The sequence below is a fragment of the Neomesorhizobium albiziae genome, from assembly GCF_900114255.1.
In the GTDB taxonomy this organism is placed as follows: domain Bacteria; phylum Pseudomonadota; class Alphaproteobacteria; order Rhizobiales; family Rhizobiaceae; genus Neomesorhizobium; species Neomesorhizobium albiziae.
Genome location: NZ_FOSL01000031.1, coordinates 1 through 15,224, shown reverse-complemented (window position 1 = coordinate 15,224; position 15,224 = coordinate 1). Strand labels below are relative to the sequence as shown.

The 15,224-nt window shown below is 63.0% G+C and carries 15 protein-coding genes; 2 read left to right on the top strand and 13 right to left on the bottom strand.

All coding sequences use genetic code 11. The features are described 5' to 3' along the window. Positions 1-73 precede the first annotated feature (73 nt). Positions 74-703 (top strand): TetR/AcrR family transcriptional regulator, encoded by a 630-nt coding sequence (locus F3H98_RS27165; protein ID WP_149763654.1) that lies wholly within the window; start codon positions 74-76, stop codon positions 701-703. 387 nt (positions 704-1,090) lie between these two features. Beyond that, on the top strand, positions 1,091-2,029 hold the full coding sequence (locus F3H98_RS27160) for a PAN/Apple domain-containing protein (protein ID WP_149763652.1): 939 nt from the start codon (positions 1,091-1,093) through the stop codon (positions 2,027-2,029). Positions 2,030-2,170: 141 nt separating this feature from the next. Here the strand turns inward: F3H98_RS27160 and F3H98_RS27155 are convergent, their stop codons facing one another. The 13 genes from F3H98_RS27155 to F3H98_RS27095 form a co-directional block, all read right to left on the bottom strand. After that, a complete protein-coding gene (locus F3H98_RS27155; protein WP_149763672.1) occupies positions 2,171-2,560 on the bottom strand; it encodes a DUF736 domain-containing protein in 390 nt (129 codons plus the stop codon). 6 nt (positions 2,561-2,566) lie between these two features. Next, positions 2,567-2,878: a DUF2274 domain-containing protein gene (locus F3H98_RS27150; protein ID WP_149763670.1), complete on the bottom strand. Its 312-nt coding sequence runs from the start codon at positions 2,876-2,878 to the stop codon at positions 2,567-2,569. Between the two features lie 13 nt (positions 2,879-2,891). After that, positions 2,892-4,157, bottom strand: a complete 1,266-nt coding sequence (locus tag F3H98_RS27145; RefSeq protein ID WP_149763650.1) for a TraB/TrbI/VirB10 family type IV secretion system protein — start codon at positions 4,155-4,157, stop codon at positions 2,892-2,894. Between the two features lie 13 nt (positions 4,158-4,170). Further along, positions 4,171-5,196: a P-type conjugative transfer protein TrbG gene (gene trbG / locus F3H98_RS27140; RefSeq protein WP_149763648.1), complete on the bottom strand. Its 1,026-nt coding sequence runs from the start codon at positions 5,194-5,196 to the stop codon at positions 4,171-4,173. Next, a complete protein-coding gene (trbF, locus tag F3H98_RS27135) occupies positions 5,193-5,930 on the bottom strand; it encodes a conjugal transfer protein TrbF (protein ID WP_149763646.1) in 738 nt (245 codons plus the stop codon). The genes trbG and trbF overlap by 4 nt, the downstream gene beginning before the upstream one ends. Before the next feature lie 5 nt (positions 5,931-5,935). After that, positions 5,936-7,309 carry a P-type conjugative transfer protein TrbL gene (trbL, locus tag F3H98_RS27130; protein WP_149763644.1) on the bottom strand — a complete coding sequence of 458 codons (1,374 nt, stop codon included), beginning with the start codon at positions 7,307-7,309 and terminating at the stop codon, positions 5,936-5,938. A gap of 22 nt (positions 7,310-7,331) precedes the next feature. Further along, positions 7,332-8,042, bottom strand: coding sequence for a P-type conjugative transfer protein TrbJ (gene trbJ, locus F3H98_RS27125; RefSeq protein WP_149763642.1), 711 nt, complete (start codon positions 8,040-8,042; stop codon positions 7,332-7,334). Continuing rightward, complete coding sequence (trbE, locus tag F3H98_RS27120; protein WP_149763640.1) at positions 8,039-10,597, bottom strand: conjugal transfer protein TrbE; 2,559 nt, start codon at positions 10,595-10,597, stop codon at positions 8,039-8,041. The genes trbJ and trbE overlap by 4 nt, the downstream gene beginning before the upstream one ends. Continuing rightward, positions 10,591-10,866, bottom strand: a complete 276-nt coding sequence (locus F3H98_RS27115) for a VirB3 family type IV secretion system protein (protein ID WP_149763638.1) — start codon at positions 10,864-10,866, stop codon at positions 10,591-10,593. Before F3H98_RS27115 ends, trbE begins: the two co-directional genes overlap by 7 nt. Next, complete coding sequence (locus F3H98_RS27110) at positions 10,866-11,174, bottom strand: TrbC/VirB2 family type IV secretion system protein (protein ID WP_149763636.1); 309 nt, start codon at positions 11,172-11,174, stop codon at positions 10,866-10,868. Before F3H98_RS27110 ends, F3H98_RS27115 begins: the two co-directional genes overlap by 1 nt. 61 nt (positions 11,175-11,235) lie before the next feature. Further along, a complete protein-coding gene (trbB, locus tag F3H98_RS27105; RefSeq protein ID WP_149763634.1) occupies positions 11,236-12,225 on the bottom strand; it encodes a P-type conjugative transfer ATPase TrbB in 990 nt (329 codons plus the stop codon). Continuing rightward, complete coding sequence (locus F3H98_RS27100) at positions 12,222-12,629, bottom strand: ribbon-helix-helix domain-containing protein (RefSeq protein ID WP_149763632.1); 408 nt, start codon at positions 12,627-12,629, stop codon at positions 12,222-12,224. The genes trbB and F3H98_RS27100 overlap by 4 nt, the downstream gene beginning before the upstream one ends. A 12-nt stretch (positions 12,630-12,641) precedes the next feature. Continuing rightward, the gene (locus F3H98_RS27095) at positions 12,642-14,681 is read right to left on the bottom strand and encodes a conjugal transfer protein TraG (RefSeq protein ID WP_149763630.1); all 2,040 of its coding nucleotides are present in this window, start codon (positions 14,679-14,681) and stop codon (positions 12,642-12,644) included. Positions 14,682-15,224 lie beyond the last annotated feature (543 nt).

Genomic DNA, 15,224 nt, shown 5'->3' with positions numbered 1-15,224 from the left:
ACGGGTTAGTCAATTGTGCGCTAAAGCTTTGGCCAACCCTTCAGGCCTTCGGCGAAAAGGAAGGAGAGCAGTGATGGAAAAAGCCGGGAAAAAGACCTCGCGGGCAGAACGGAAGGCAAGACGCCCGCAGGAGATTCTTGAGGCAGCCTTCGAAGAGTTCACCGGAAAAGGCTATGCTGCTACGCGCGTTGAGGACGTTGCCGCGCGCCTCGGGGTAACCAAGGGCACGATCTATCTGTATTTTCCGACGAAGGACGTCCTCTTCGAGGCAATGAACCGCCACATGTCGGCGCCGTTCGCAGACGTGCTGGCCTCTGCCGGTACTCTGAAAGGCTCTTGTTCCGAGCGCTTGCAGGCCTTGCTCCTTCTGGCATACGAGAAGGTTTCGAACGACAGAAAGACGAGGGAACTGTTACGCTTGGCCCTAGCCGAGGGTGCGCGTTTCCCCGACATTGTCGACCGACATTATGACGAATTCATCGCCCCTTTGTTTGGAGCGGTCGGTGGGCTTGTCGAGCAAGGCGTGGCATCGGGAGAATTCCGCCAAGGGGCTGCTGCGAGTACGCCCGACGTAGTCGTAAGCTCGGTCCTTCACATCACCGTCTGGCGCCTGCTGTTCGCAGACCGAAGACCGCTCAATGAGCCAGCCTTCATCGAGGCGCATATTGACCTTGTGCTGAAGGGGCTTTTGCAACGGAGCTAAGCCAATCTTGGCCAGACTGGAATCGCTCGCTTCAAGTATAAGCGAGAAAGCCGGCAACGGGCTTGGAAACGTACTCCGGCCTAAGCTTCTGAAGTGCTCCCGCCAGTCTCCCCTCAAACAGCCCTCTCCGGCTGATTCAATATCATAGGCCTGGGAAGAGCGGCGCGGTCATCGTGGTGGTCGTGTCGAAGCCTTCGGACTCCGTGATGAAGCGGCGGACCGCTCTTGGCGCACCGTCACATAAGTGTGACATTCGGAGATAAGTGGCGCGATTTCTTCGGCGCTACTTGGCACGTCGAACAGTCCATAAGGGATCGGCAAGGAGTCCTTTCGCGAATAATAAATGGATAGCGCGGTAGCCGGCCGGCGCAAGGCAGGTACACCCACGTGGCTACCGGAGAACCGCCCCTCGCGGATTCACTATCGCACCGCGGCAAGTCGGAATGGCCAAAGGCCGACAAATCTCCTGGCCAGCCACAAGACCTCAAAAAGCCGCCGCAACCTGACCTGTCTCCCACGCCAAACCCCGTCACCGTGGACTTCACCAAGTTCGTACATCGGGACGTGTTCTTCCAAGGTGCCACATGGAGCGTGAGCTCTGGGCATCAATTTAAGACGGAGAACAGCCCGACCTGGGATACGGCCTGGTGCTACACACGTCGAACCGTCAACGGCGTCGATCTTGACCTTCAACTGGTGGATCGGCGCTCGCCGTCCGCCAATCCGCAGGCACCGGTCTCGTCGCCCGCGACTTTCGCGTCGGTGGGACTAACTGAGGCGCAGGCGCGGGAGCTGGCCTCGAAATGCGAATGGCTCGACGGCTTGAGATTCGCGTCCGGCGATTTTGACCAACTGCAGGGCAGACCAAAGGCAGCTGCGTTTGTCGTTCAGGATGGGTGGGACGCTTTAGGTCACGATTTGCCGAATATACCGATCCGCGACGTCTCGTTCCAGCAATGTCAAAACCAATGTGAACGTGACAGTCAGTGCCTCGCCTTGACCTATAACAAGGCCCACTCAGCCTGCTTCATGAAGGGCAACGCAACGATCCTAATTCGCGATGACCATGCGACCACGTCAGCCAAGGAGGTCGTGTCAGGTAATCTTCAGCAGTCGCCTCTCGTCTTTGCCAAAAACACCGTGATAGTTGGCAATGGCTATTCAAGCGGCCAAACCATATATGCGGATTGTGTCATGGCGTGCGCCACTGATCAGCGCTGCGCTGGCTTCAACTTCGACGCTAACAAAGTCTGCACGCTGCTGGATAGGACGGTGTCCTCCTCGGATTTCCGAGGTGTCAGTTCGGGGCTTAAGGCGACCAACTGACCCTTCCTGTCGATGGTCGCCGAGACGGAGCAGCGTCCTTGTGACAAGCCCGGGACATGTTGATTGCGGTGGCAGCAGATGCTGGAGCAGAGCACCTACACGTTGCTCCGAGACGGCAACGGCCAAGTGAACCAACCAGATCTATGTCTTGCGACTGCCGCGGCTGACACTGCTGGCGCCGAGCCTAGTGCAACAGAAGATAAAATCACCCCGATTCAATCCCCCTCTCCGCCTCCGCCAGACGAGCTGTCCCTCTGTGCCATCTTGCGAGGGAAACAGCGCTGCGGTTACGGGACCAGGCAAAGCAGGATCGTCGAATTTCAGCCTGAGATATTCCTTGGGCTCTTCGCCTTTCGACCGTTCCTCCCAGGCATCGCCGATTCGCGACCAGCCGATCAGCACGCGGAAAGCGGGTGCATCGTCGTGGTCGCGGTCGTCATTCGGGACGAGGCGGAGCCTGGTGTCGAGGGTGAGCGTGCGGACGTGGCCGGTCCAGCCGCCGTCCTTGCCAAGCTTGAATGTGCCGGACAGCCATGGTCATGCCTCCGTGTTGTTACTGTGTGGTGACGAAGTGGACGGCGCGGGTCGGAGTTGGCGTCGAGTTCTGCCATTCGCGGCCGCGTCGCTGCCTGGCTCGATCTCCTTGCGCGCCTTCTGGAAGGCGCGGTCGCTGTCCAAAAAGCTTTCGAGCATGAAGGGGATGAGATCGGCGATCGATTCCGACTGGCCGTAGGTGGCGCGGTAAATCGCGGCATAATCCTGAAGCGCCTGATTGAGATCTGGCATGGCCACGAAGGTGATTTTCACCGGAGTGCGATCAGGCAGTCTTGCGAGTTTCAGCTCGGTCATCATGGTCTCCTTCTCAATCCGCCTGCCCGACGTCGGCTTTCCACGGCCTGAGCACGAGGTCCTTGTGAACGATGACCCGCAGCGGCCAGCCGGGGCGCACGGTGATGGTTGGTTGGATGTTGAGGTTCTTTTCGACAATGCGCTCTCCGGCCCGGCTGGCATTCTCCTGGGCCGATTCCCGGATGGCGCGGACTAGATCGCTCTCGTCGTTGCCGAAGCTGAGCTCGGTGCCGACACCGAGCAGGGTCGAGAGCGCGATGCCCTTCAAGAGCTGCCAGGTGTGGTAGTCGACCTTGTCCTCGAGGCCGGCATAGCCGGCCGCATCGGTGGCGGGCAGATTGTCGATCTCGATCGAGGAACCGTCCGGCAGGATGATGCGGCGCCACACAAGAAGCGCTCGCTTCTGGCCGAAAGCGACGACGCTGTCGTAGCTGCCGATCAGCCGCGCGCCTTGCGGAATGAGCAAGGTGCTGCCTGTCACGGTATCGAAGACATTCTCCGTCACCTGGGCGATGACGAAGCCAGGCAGATCGGAATTGATGCCGGTGATCAGGCTGGCGGCGATGATGCTGCCCGCCATCACCTGATAGGGCGAAGCCGGTGTCTGGAGCTCGTGGGGATTGTAGATGCCGCTGGTGTCGCGCTGGTTGACGAAATCGAGCTTGCGCTGCTGGTTGTTCTGGTCGTCCTCGGCCAAGGCGACGGAGGACAGGTCGTGCTCGGGATCGAGGGCCAAACGGCTGGCATCCACAGCGGACGGCTGCACACCTGCCGCCTGTCCGGGTGCAGGAGTTGCTTGAGCGGACAGGCTCGCGGCGGCGGTGGTCGCGCTGCGGTTGGCAAGCTGGAAGAAGACACCCGCCTCGCGTGCCTCCAGCGCCTGCTGGGCGCGGCGCTGCCGTTCGGCTTCGGCCGCCTGGTCTTGTTTGTTCGGACCCGGCGCCAGTCCCAGTTGCCGCTGGCGTTCGAGGATCGGTCGGCCGAGATCGCCAGGCAGCGGCGGTCCCAGTTTCGGGGCTTCGGGGCGGAGCTGACCGTAGTCCCCCGGCAGACCGGCAAGGCCGTCGGGCACCGGCTTGCGCTCGGTATCGTAGAGTTCCTGCGCCTGCTCGCCAATCCCGCGAAGCGGGTTTTTGAGCGCCAGCCACGTCACGCCGAAGATGGCGGCCAGCGCGATCGCCGAGATACCGATCAACAGCTTGCGCTTGAAACGCACGACACGGCGCGGCGACGCTTTGAGCACCAGCGTTTCGGGATCCTGCTTGGGAGAATCCGGCATTGCAGCGACCTCCCTATCGATCCGACCGCCGGAACAGCCCGCCAAACGGCCGTCGCCTGTTCGAGGCGACCATGTCGGTGCGACTGATGCGGACGATCTGCTGCGGCTTGGTGCCGAGACGCAGCTCGGCGGCGGCAAAGAGCCGGTCGACGATGTAGTAGTTGTTGCGGACCCGGTAGTTGACGAGCTGGTTGCTGCCGTCCGGTCCGACGACAAAGAGCGGCGGCGCCTCGCCCTGATCGATGCTGCGCGGAAATTCGACATAGACCTTGCTGCCGTCGTCGAAGGCGCGTTTCGGCCGCCACGGCGGATTGTCGCCGGAAATGGCGTAGCGGAACCGCAGGTTTTCCAGGCTGACGCCCGACGCGACCGGGGCTGCAGCTTCAGCCGTCTCGTTGCGGCGCTTGATGGCAACAAGCCGATCCTGCGGGTAGGTCCAGGAAATCGCCGCCATCGCGGTGCGGTCTGTGCTCTCGAGCAGGAGATGGTAGCTGCGTCGGTCGGTGGTGATAACGAGATTGGTCTTGAGACCGGACGCGAAAGGCTTGACCAGGACATGCACCCGGCGTTGATCGCTGCTGCCGCTGGTGGTGTCGCCGATCACCCAGCGCACGGTGTCGCCGGCCGAAACCGATGTCAGTGTCTCCCCGGGCTGAAGTGCGATGTCGCTGACCTGCTCGGGCGCGGCATAGAGCCGATAGAGTGCGCCTTCGGTGAAAGGATAGACCTGGACGGCGTTGATATAACCTTGTTCGACGGGCTCCTGAAGGGCGGCGTTGTTTGCCGCTTCGACGCGCGCGGTCGGTGGTTTTTTGTTCTTCTGTTTTTCCGTCGCCGGTGGCGGCTGAAGCTGACCTGGCAGCGGCAGCGGTTTCGCCACCGTCACGACCTCGACCGGTTTCGCCGGTTCCGGCTCGATGGCCGCCGCTTGAAAATTCCCGCTGTCGTAGGCGATGTTGGGCGGCGGCGTCTTTTTTCCCGCGCAGCCCGCTAGTGCGATTGCCGACATGGACAGCGCGAACACGGAGCGGAACGTCATGGCGTCTTCCCTTCGTTTTCTTTTGCGTTCTGGTTTTGCGATGGTGCCGTGCTGTCGAGCTCGCGCGACCAGGCAAGGCCGTTGACGTAGACGCCGAGCGGATTCTCGCGGAGCCTCTCGGCGGTGCGCGGCGGCTCGATCACAATGGTGAGGATTGCCGTCCAGCGCTCGGTCCTGGCGAGGCTGCCGCGTTCATAGGTCTGCTCGGTCCATTTCACCTGGAACGAGGAATCCGAAGCACGCACGACACTCGTCACCTGGACGGCGACGGTCCGCTCACCGACGGCGGCGAAGGGATTGTTGGCACGGGCGTACTCGTTCAGGAAAAGTGCTGCGCGGTCGGTCGCGAACGCGTAGGCATCGAGCCAGTTTTGCCGGACCAGCACCGGGTCGATGGAAATCGCCCGGACGTTGGCAATGAAGCGGCCGAGATGCCATGCGATCTGCGGATCGGTCGGCCGGTAGTCCTGGAGAGCGGGACTGACCGCCCTCGCCTCACCCAGCCTGTCGACCTCGACCACATAGGGCGTCACGCGGCTTTGCAGCGATTGCCAGACCAGGCCGCCAGCGAGACCGATGCTCAAGCTTAAGCCACCGAACGCCATCAACCGCCAGTTCTTCGCCTGGACGCGGGCCGAGCCGATGCGCTCGTCCCAGAGCTGGGCGGCCTTCTGATAGGGTGTCACGGGCTCGGGCGTCTTCCCGTAGCGCTGGAGCGTGCGTTTGAAGAACATGATGGTCAGTCCTCGTTTTCCTTGAGATCGGGATTGGCCGCACCCCCGGGACGGTCGCCGTCCTTGATGGCCTGGGTGGTCGCCTGGCGGTGCGCGCGTGCGTGCTGTTCGGCGCGCAGCCGCTGCGCCCAGTCGGGCGCGCTGCTCGCAATCGATGACGACGAGCCGGCAATACCGTTGGAAGTCTCGGCAGCCCCGTCGGCGCCACCGCCGACAGGCTTGCCGCCGGTCGCGCGCCATCCCGTGCTGCGGCCTTCCTGGGCGCTTTCGGTCAGCGACGCGGCGGCCTGGCTTGCGTTAGACCGAATGCCTCGTGCCGCGGCACCACCGCCGGCGCGGGCGATCCCGCCGAGGCCGGCGGCCACGCCCGCCGCACCGGCCGAACCGGATGTCGCCTGTCCAAGCTGGAAGGCAGTGGCAGCGGCCGAACCCATCGCGGTACCGGCGCGGATGGCGGCCAGCCCGCCCGAACCGGCAGCACTCAAGCCGCGTGCGCCTGCAAGTGCTGCGCCGCCGGTAAGCATGACACCACCGGCGGCAGCACCCGCCGTTCCGATGGCCGCACCAGCGCCAAGCTGCGGCGCGCCGGAAACGAGGCCGGAAGCAATGCCCGGACCGAAGATGCCGAGACCGAGCAGCGAAAGCGACGCCAGCACCAGCGACATTGCCTGCGCGATATTCGGCTCCTGGCCGTTGAGCGCGGAAATGAACTCGCCAAAGAAACCGGAGCCGATGCCGGCGATGACAGCCAGCACCATCACCTTGATGCCCGAGGAGACGACACTGCCGAGCACGCGCTCCGCCAGGAACGAGGTCCTGTTCCAGAGTGCGAAGGGCACTAGCACAAAGCCTGCGAGCGCCGTCAGCTTGAACTCCAGGATGGTGATGAAAAGCTGCACCGCCAGGATGAAGAAGGCGGCGATCACGAAGAACCAGGCGACAAGCAGGACGATGATGGCCAGGAAATTGTTGAAGAAGCTGCGGAAGCCAAGCAGCTGGCTCACCTGCACCAGCAAGGGATGGGCAGCCTCGAAGCCGGTGCCGGCGAGCCGGCCCGGTTTCAGGAGGTCCGCCGCGGTCATGCCGTTGGCGCTGGCGTGAAGCCCGAGGCCGGCGAAGGAATCGAAGACGGTGGTGGCGAGCGCGGCAAAATTGTTCAAGATCAGCGCGAAGGCACCGACATAGAGCACCTTCCTGACCAGCCGACCGGCGATGTTTGCCTCACCGTCGAAGGCCCAGAACAGACCCGCCAGCGTGATGTCGACGCCGATCAGGATGGTGGTGAGGAAGGCGACGTCGCCCTGCAGGAGACCGAACCCGCTGTCGATGTAGCGGACAAAAGTCTCCATGAAGCGGTCGATGACATTGAGGTCGTCCACGTGCGTCGCCCCTCACCGTCCGTCAGCGCGGCGTGTAGGCTTTGCCGCTTCCAAGAAAGCGGGTGATGGATTCGCGTGCGGCTTCCTCCGACTGTGCGTCGCGCGCTTGCTCCAGCGCCTCGGCGCGGTATTGCGCGGCCATCATGTCCTGGATCTGCAGTTGCTGCTTGGTGGAGAGTGCCAGCAACTGGTTGGCGGCCTGCTGCGCCTGAAGCGCGCCGACGGCACCCTGGCTTTGGGTCACCAGATCGGCAAGCAGCCCGCGGTCGGCCTGTACGTTCTCGACCACTTGAGACTGGACACGCATGGTCTGACGGAATGCCTGCATGGCACTCTGCCACCGCTTTTGTGACTCGCCGACCATGTCGGTGATGGTGGTGGCCGCTTCGTAGCCTTCCGGGAATTGTTCCTTCCACGCTGCATCCATCTCGTTCATGTCGAAGCTGATGCCTTCAGCCTGTCCCATCAGACCGTCGATGCGCTGCAGCGAGCCGGTGATCTGGCCGAGCGAAGAGAAGTCGAGACGCTGCAGCTGCTTGGCCATGTTCTGCAACATGGCCGCCTCGTTCTGGAGCGAGGTGATCTGGTTGTTGATCTGCTCGAGCGCGCGGGCGGCCGAGAGCAGGTTCTGACTGTAGTTGGTCGGATCAAAGACGATCCGCCAGGCCGCCGCCGGCGCGGCGATCGCGATGCCAAGTGCACATGCACCGGCAAGAAGGGTCGATTTCCTCATGAGAAGTTCTCCTGTGGTTCGGGGTGTGGAAACTGACGAATGAGATCGACGGCCCAGCCGAGGCCCTTGGCGGCGAGGAACGAAGCCGCGAAATCCCCTCCGCCGCCTTCGGCGACGAGTTCGTCGATCAGTTTTTGAGTATCCGGATCGGACGAACCGCAGAGCGCCAGCGCGATCGGCCCAAGGCCAAGCTCGAACAGCCGGTTGCCGCGCCGGGACTGCAGATAGTAGTGCCTTTTCGGCGTGGCCCGTGGGATCAGCTCGATCTGGCGCTCGTTGAGACCGAAACGTTCGTAGGCCTGCCGCGACTGCGGCTCGATCGCCCGGTCGTTCGGCAGGAAGATGCGCTGCGGGCAGGATTCGAGGATGGCCGGCGCGATCGAGCTGTCGGCAATGTCGGCCAGCGACTGGGTGGCAAAGACGACGCTGACGTTCTTCTTCCGCAGCACCTTCAGCCATTCGCGGATGCGGGCGGCAAAGACCGGATTGTCGAGATAGACCCAGGCTTCGTCCAAGATGAGTAGTGTCGGCGATCCGTCGAAGCGTTCCTCGAGACGATGGAAAAGGTAGGTGAGCACCGGCAGCACCACACCGGCCTCATGCATCAGCTCTTCGGTCTCGAAGCACTGCACGTCGGCCAGGGCCAGGCGGTTTTCGGCAGCGTCGAGGAGCCGGCCGAACGGACCGTCGAGCGTGTACGGCATCAATGCCGCCTTCAGTGCATTGGACTGCAGCAGCACGGAAAGCCCGGTCAACGTGCGCTCGCCGGCGGGCGCACTGGCGAGGCTGGTCAATGCCGACCACACCGCTTCCTTCACTTCCGGCGTGACGGTGACGTGCTCGTGGGCAAGCAGCGCGCCGATCCATTCGGCGGCCCAGCTTCTGGTCGCCGGATCATCGATCTGGCGAAGCGGCTGGAAGGCGAGAGAGCCGTCGGCGCCCAGCGCATGGTGCTCGCCGCCCATGGCAAGCACGACGGCGCGTGCCGAAAATCCCTTGTCGAAGATATAGACCTGCGATCCGGCATAGCGCCGGAACTGCAGGGCGAGCAATGAAAGAAGCACACTCTTGCCGGCTCCAGTCGGGCCGACGATCAGCATGTGGCCGACGTCGCCGACATGGGTCGAGAGCCGGAACGGCGTCGAGCCGGAGGTTTCGGCAAAAAGCAGCGGCGGCCCGTCGAGATGGGCATTCCGCGACGGCCCAGCCCAGACCGACGACAGCGGCACCAGATGCGCCAGGTTCAACGTGTGGACGATCGGTTGCCGGACATTGGCATAGACGTGTCCCGGCAGGCTGCCGAGCCAGGCTTCGGCCGCGTTGACGCTCTCGCGGATCGAGGTGAAGCCGAGCCCATTGACGATCCGCTCGACCGCACGGACTTTTTCGTCGGCGCGTGAGCGATTTTCGTCCGACACGGTGATGGTGGTGGTGAGATAGCCGAAGGCGACGTGATCGCCGCCGAGCGCCTGGAGCGCCAGATCGGCATCCGCGACCTTGTTGTCGGCATCGGAATCCAGAAGCTGGGCCGGCTCGTTGTAGATCACTTCGCGCATCAGCGCGGTGATCGACTTGCGCTTGTTGAACCATTGCCGCCTCAGCCTGGTCAGTGTCCTGGCGGCTTCCGTCTTGTCGAGGGCGATGAAGCGCGTCACCCAGCGATAGGAAAAATCCTGATGGTTGAGCGCATCGAGGAGCCCGGGCCGTGTCAGGATCGGAAAACCGAGAATGGTGAGCGTGCGCAGATGCTGGTCGCCCAGCATGGGTTCGAGGCCGCCGCTGAAGGGTGTGTCGGTAAGCAACCCATCGAGATAGAGCGGAGTCTCCGGAATGGCGACCGCGTGGCGCCTGGTCGAGATCGTTTCATGCAGGAAAGTCAACGTCTCTTGATCGTCGAGCGCCCGCACCTCCGACATGAAGCCGGCGAGAAGATCGAGCACACGGTTCGTCTCGTCGATAAAACCGGCGAGCTCCTGCCGCCAATCACGCCCTCCCTCAGATGTATCCCGCTCCAGCAGCGCCTGCTCGGCCTGTGCCTGGGCATCCGGCGGCGGCAGATAAAGAAGCGTGAGATGATAGCGGCTCTCGAAGTGGGCCTGCGAGACGTGCGACGTCCCCGGGGCATGCGATGCCAGCGGGACATGCGATGTCGGCGAAACATGCGATGTCTGCGAGACATGAGATGTCCGCGAGACATGCGATGTCCGCGGGGCCCCCGCCGCTGCACCTTCGAAGTGAGCGCGCCGTTCCTCGTCGACCAGCCATGAGGCGGCATCGGGAAAGCTGGAATTCGGATAGCCGATCGCCTCGGTGCGCTCTGCCTCGAAAAACAGCGCCCATCCCGAGCCGAAACGGCGCAGCACATTGTTGGCGCGGGCGCAAGCCGCGACCAGTTCGGCTTCGGTGGCGCTTTCGAGATCAGGACCACGAAATCGCAGCGTGCGCTGGAAGCTGCCGTCCTTGTTGAGCACTACACCAGGCGCAACGAGTGCCGCCCAGGGCAGATGATCGGCAAGGCGATCGGCGCGGTTGCGGTATTCGCGCAGGTTCAGCATGACCACCACGCCTTCTGCCGGAGATGCCGGACCAGCACCGGCGCGAAATCCGGATCGCGTTTGGCCGCGAAGACGGCGAGCGCGTGCCCGGCCGCCCAAAGCACGATGCCGGCGATCCATTGCTGGAGCCCGAGGCCGATGGCAGCCGCGATCGTGCCGTTGACGATGGCGATCGCACGCGGCGCACCGCCAAGCAGGATCGGTTCCGTCAGCGCTCGGTGCAACGGCACTTCAAACCCGTCGATGTGATTGGTGGGAGAGACACTCATCAGACGAGCACCCCGCCACCGAACGAAAAGAACGACAGGAAGAAGCTCGACGCAGCAAAGGCGATCGAAAGGCCGAAGACGATCTGGATCAGCCGCCGGAAGCCGCCGCTGGTCTCACCGAAGGCAAGCGTCAGACCGGTCGTGATGATAATGATCACGGCAATGATCTTGGCGACCGGTCCCTGAACGGATTCCAGGATCTGCTGCAGTGGCTCTTCCCACGGCATGCCGGAGCCGGCAGCATGGGCAGCGGTGGCGAAGAGCACCGCGGACGTCGCCGCGAGGCTAAGCGTGCGGGCAAGGCGCATCGCCGACGCACGAGAAACAGAAGTGGATGGGAAAGGACGCATAGTCGAAAAAATCCTTCTGCTAGAGGGCGTGAAGCTGTTGCGGCGTGAGATCGGTGACGGCGTAGTCGCCATTGCCGTCGATCCCGGTGACCTGGGCGATCGTCTCGATCCGGCGTGCCGTGCCGCGACCGCTGATGAAGACGATCAAATCGACCGCGTCGGCGATCAGCCGGCGCGGCACCGTGACGACGCTTTCCTGGACGAGCTGCTCGATCCGGTAGAGTGCCGAGCGCGCCGAGTTGGCGTGCACCGTGGCGATGCCGCCGGGATGACCGGTGTTCCAGGCTTTCAGCATGTCGAGGGCTTCCGCACCCCTCACCTCGCCGACGATGATGCGGTCCGGCCGAAGCCTCAGCGTAGAGCGCACCAGATCGGCCATGGAAACGACACCTGGCCGCGTGCGCAGCGCGACGCAGTCGGGTGCGGCGCATTGCAGCTCGCGTGTGTCCTCGATCAGGATCACGCGTTCGTCGAGATCGGCGATTTCGGCAAGCAGTGCGTTGGCGAGTGTGGTCTTGCCCGACGACGTGCCACCGCAGATGAGAAGATTGCGGCGATCGCGTACAGCCTTGCGCAGCGCCTCTGCCTGGATCGGCGTGACGATCCGGTCGGCGACGTAGTCGGACAGCGTGTAGATCCGCGCCGCCGGCTTGCGAATGGCAAAGCAGGGTGCTGTCGCGACCGGCGGCAACAATCCCTCGAAGCGCTCGCCGGCCTGGCTTTCCTCGCGTGGCGGCAGTTCAGCACTCACCACCGGATTACCGGCGTGAGCCTCGGCGCGAACATGCGAGGCAACAAGGCGGACGATGCGCTCGACCTCGGTTGGCTCCAGTCGCGCGCCGGTTTCGATACGGCCTTCCCCCAGCCGGTCGAGCCGTAACACGCCGTCCGGATTGACCATCACCTCGATGACGGCCGGATCAGCAAGTGCCGCCGCGATCGCCGGTCCCATGGCGGTGCGCAGCATGGCGCGACGGCGGTCGTCCGCTTCCGGGTGTGACAGGCTCATGAGCTAAAATCCTCCCCTTCCCGGTTCCGGCCGAGCGTGCGGGTGCCGCCGGCGATCTGCCGGCCGACCTGATCGATGAAGGCGTGGAAACGGTCGCGGCCGACCGCGCGTGCGGCCTGGTCGGGCTCGGGCAAAGGTGCCGTGACGGTGAGCTGGTAGCGGATGAAGAGCGCCAGCGTTTCCAGGAGAACCTGGTTGTCGCGCTCGATGCGGTTCAGCTGCGCATTGAAGCGGTCGAGGCGCATCTTCAAGACATCATCGATCTCGCGGGCGCCGCGGCGCGCGAGCCAGGCACGCAATGCGTCGGCGACGATGGCCGACTTTGACGATCCCGGTTTCGCGGCAAGCGCTTCAAGCTGCGCGGTGAGGTCATCATCGAGATAGAGATGATGGCGCGGTTTCACGGGCTGCCTCCTTTAGAAGGACGGCAACAGGTCGTCGCGACCTGTGCTCTCGTTGATGGCGTGCGCCCGTGCGACGTTGGTGAGACCCCGCAGGCGGTCCATCGCGCGCTTGTCGGCTGCGGTGTCCGACTCATCGTCAGCGAGGCCGAGTGGATTCTTTTCATCCGGCGCGATCGGCTTCGATAGACCTTCCTCCGGAAGGCCCGGATGGCGTTGCTGCTGGAGGCCGCCCTCTTCCTCTTCCGAGATGCCGGTTTCCTCGTCGACGGCGGCGGCGAGCCGGCGGTGCGGCCCGCGGACCTGGCCACCCCAATCGTCGGAACGCGGCGCCGGCCGGTCGGCATAGGCGCCCTCGCCGAGCACCGGCGAATCCGACACCCGAGTGGTAAAATTGCGGTCTTCGTAGTAGCGGAGCTTTTTGGCTCGGATCGGCGCCAGACCGGACACCAGCACAAGTTCGTCCGCCGACGGAAGCTGCATCACCTCGCCCGGCGTCAACAGCGGACGTGCCGTCTCCTGCCGGCTGACCATGACGTGCGACAACCACGGCGCCAGTCGATGGCCGGCATAATTGCGCTGGGCTCTGAGTTCGGTTGCTGTGCCGAGTGCATCGCTGATCCGCTTGGCGGTCCGCTCATCGTTCGACGAAAACGCGATGCGGACATGACAGTTGTCGAGGATAGCGTTGTTCTCGCCATAGGCCTTGGAAATTTGGTTGAGCGACTGCGCGATCAGGTAGGCGCGGATGCCGTAACCGGCCATGAAAGCCAGTGCCGTCTCGAAGAAGTCGAGCCGCCCCAATGCTGGAAACTCGTCAAGCATCATCAGCAACTGATGCTTGCGGTGCTTGGCCGGGTCACCCTCCAGCCGTTCGGTCAGCCGGCGGCCGATCTGGTTGAGCACCAGCCGCACCAGTGGCTTGGTGCGCGAGATGTCGGACGGGGGAATGACAAGATAAAGCGAGGCCGGGCGTTCGGCATCGACGAGATCGACGATGCGCCAATCACAGGCCGCCGTCGTCATCGCCACCGTCGGGTCGCGATAGAGCCCGAGAAACGACATGGCCGTCGAAAGCACGCCGCTCCGCTCGTTCTCGGATTTGTTGAGCACCTCGCGTGCCGCCGAGGCGACGACGGGATGAACCTGCGGATGTTCTGGTGTGCCAAGATGGTTGGTCGCCATCATCCGACGCAGCGTGTGCGCAAAGCTCCGTTGCGGATCGGACAAAAAGGTCGCGACTCGGGCGAGAGTTTTTTCCTTCTCGGCATAGAGAACATGCAGGATCGCGCCGACCAGCAGCGAGTGGCTGGTCTTCTCCCAATGCGAACGCCGTTCCAGTGCGCCTTCGGGATCGACCAGGATGTCGGCAATGTTCTGGACGTCACGGACCTCGTCCGGACCCTTGCGTACCTCCAGCAGCGGATTGTAGCGGGCCGAACGCGGATCGGTCGGATTGAACAGCAAGCAATGAGAGAATTTCGAGCGCCAGCCGGCAGTCAGCTGCCAGTTCTCACCCTTGATGTCATGAACGACAGTACTGCCCGTCCAAGACAGAAGCGTCGGGATAACCAGTCCGACGCCCTTGCCAGACCGCGTTGGCGCAAACGCCATGACATGCTCCGGCCCGTCATGGCGCAGATACCGATTGCCGAGGCGACCGAGAAAAACGCCGGCGGCGCGGAAAAGGCCTGCTTCCGCGATCTCCCGATTGATCGCCCAGCGCGACGAACCATAGGTGGTTACACGGCTTTGCTGGCGAGCACGCCACAGCGAACCAACAATCGCAGCACCACAGCCAAGAAAACCGCTGGCGGCTGCCAGCGCCCCTGCCCGGTCGAACACTTCCGGCGCATAGGCTTCAAAGTGGTACCACCACTCGAAAAGCCGCCATGGATGGTAGACCGGAATGCCGAATAGGACGGTCCACGAATTTCCAAGCTGCGGCTGATAATCGAGTGAAGCAGCCGTCCATTGCGTCGCCGCCCAAACGCCTGCGATGACGATCGCAAAGACCACAAAAATCTGGCCGATGAGAAGCCTGGTCGGTGTCATGTCCCTCGTTCCTGGACATGCGCCGCATCATGCAGCGCAGTCGGAGCAAGGGTCGGTCAAACTGCGGGATTCTCTTACAGCCTTCATGTACGACCTTATGCGATCGGCTCGGTCGCGAGCGGTTGCGGCTTTCCAAGAGCAGGAGCGTCAGAAGCGGTCGCTGGGATCCGACGCTCATGGGCGGATTCAGTTTATGCCGTATGAGGCTCTATCCCTCAGACCTGCCACACTGTGAGACGAGCCCTTGTTGACTAAGAGCCCGTCCCGAAATTTCGGAGCGTGGCTTTGCTGGCAGACGCTCATGGTTGTGAGGGGCGTGGCTTAAGGATTGATGTGATTCGGACGTTTAATCCCAAGCGACCTTGGTCTGGGACCGCTTCGGAAAATTTGTATCACATCTTTTCGTATCCTGCCAAATCGAGAAACGGCCATTTTGCTGTGGTTATGTCATTGTAGTTCAATGTGTTAGTGGGTTCGTGTGAATCTACATCCACACCGACATGGGCTCAATTTGGATCGCGCCAAGGGGGGTTGAGCAGCTGG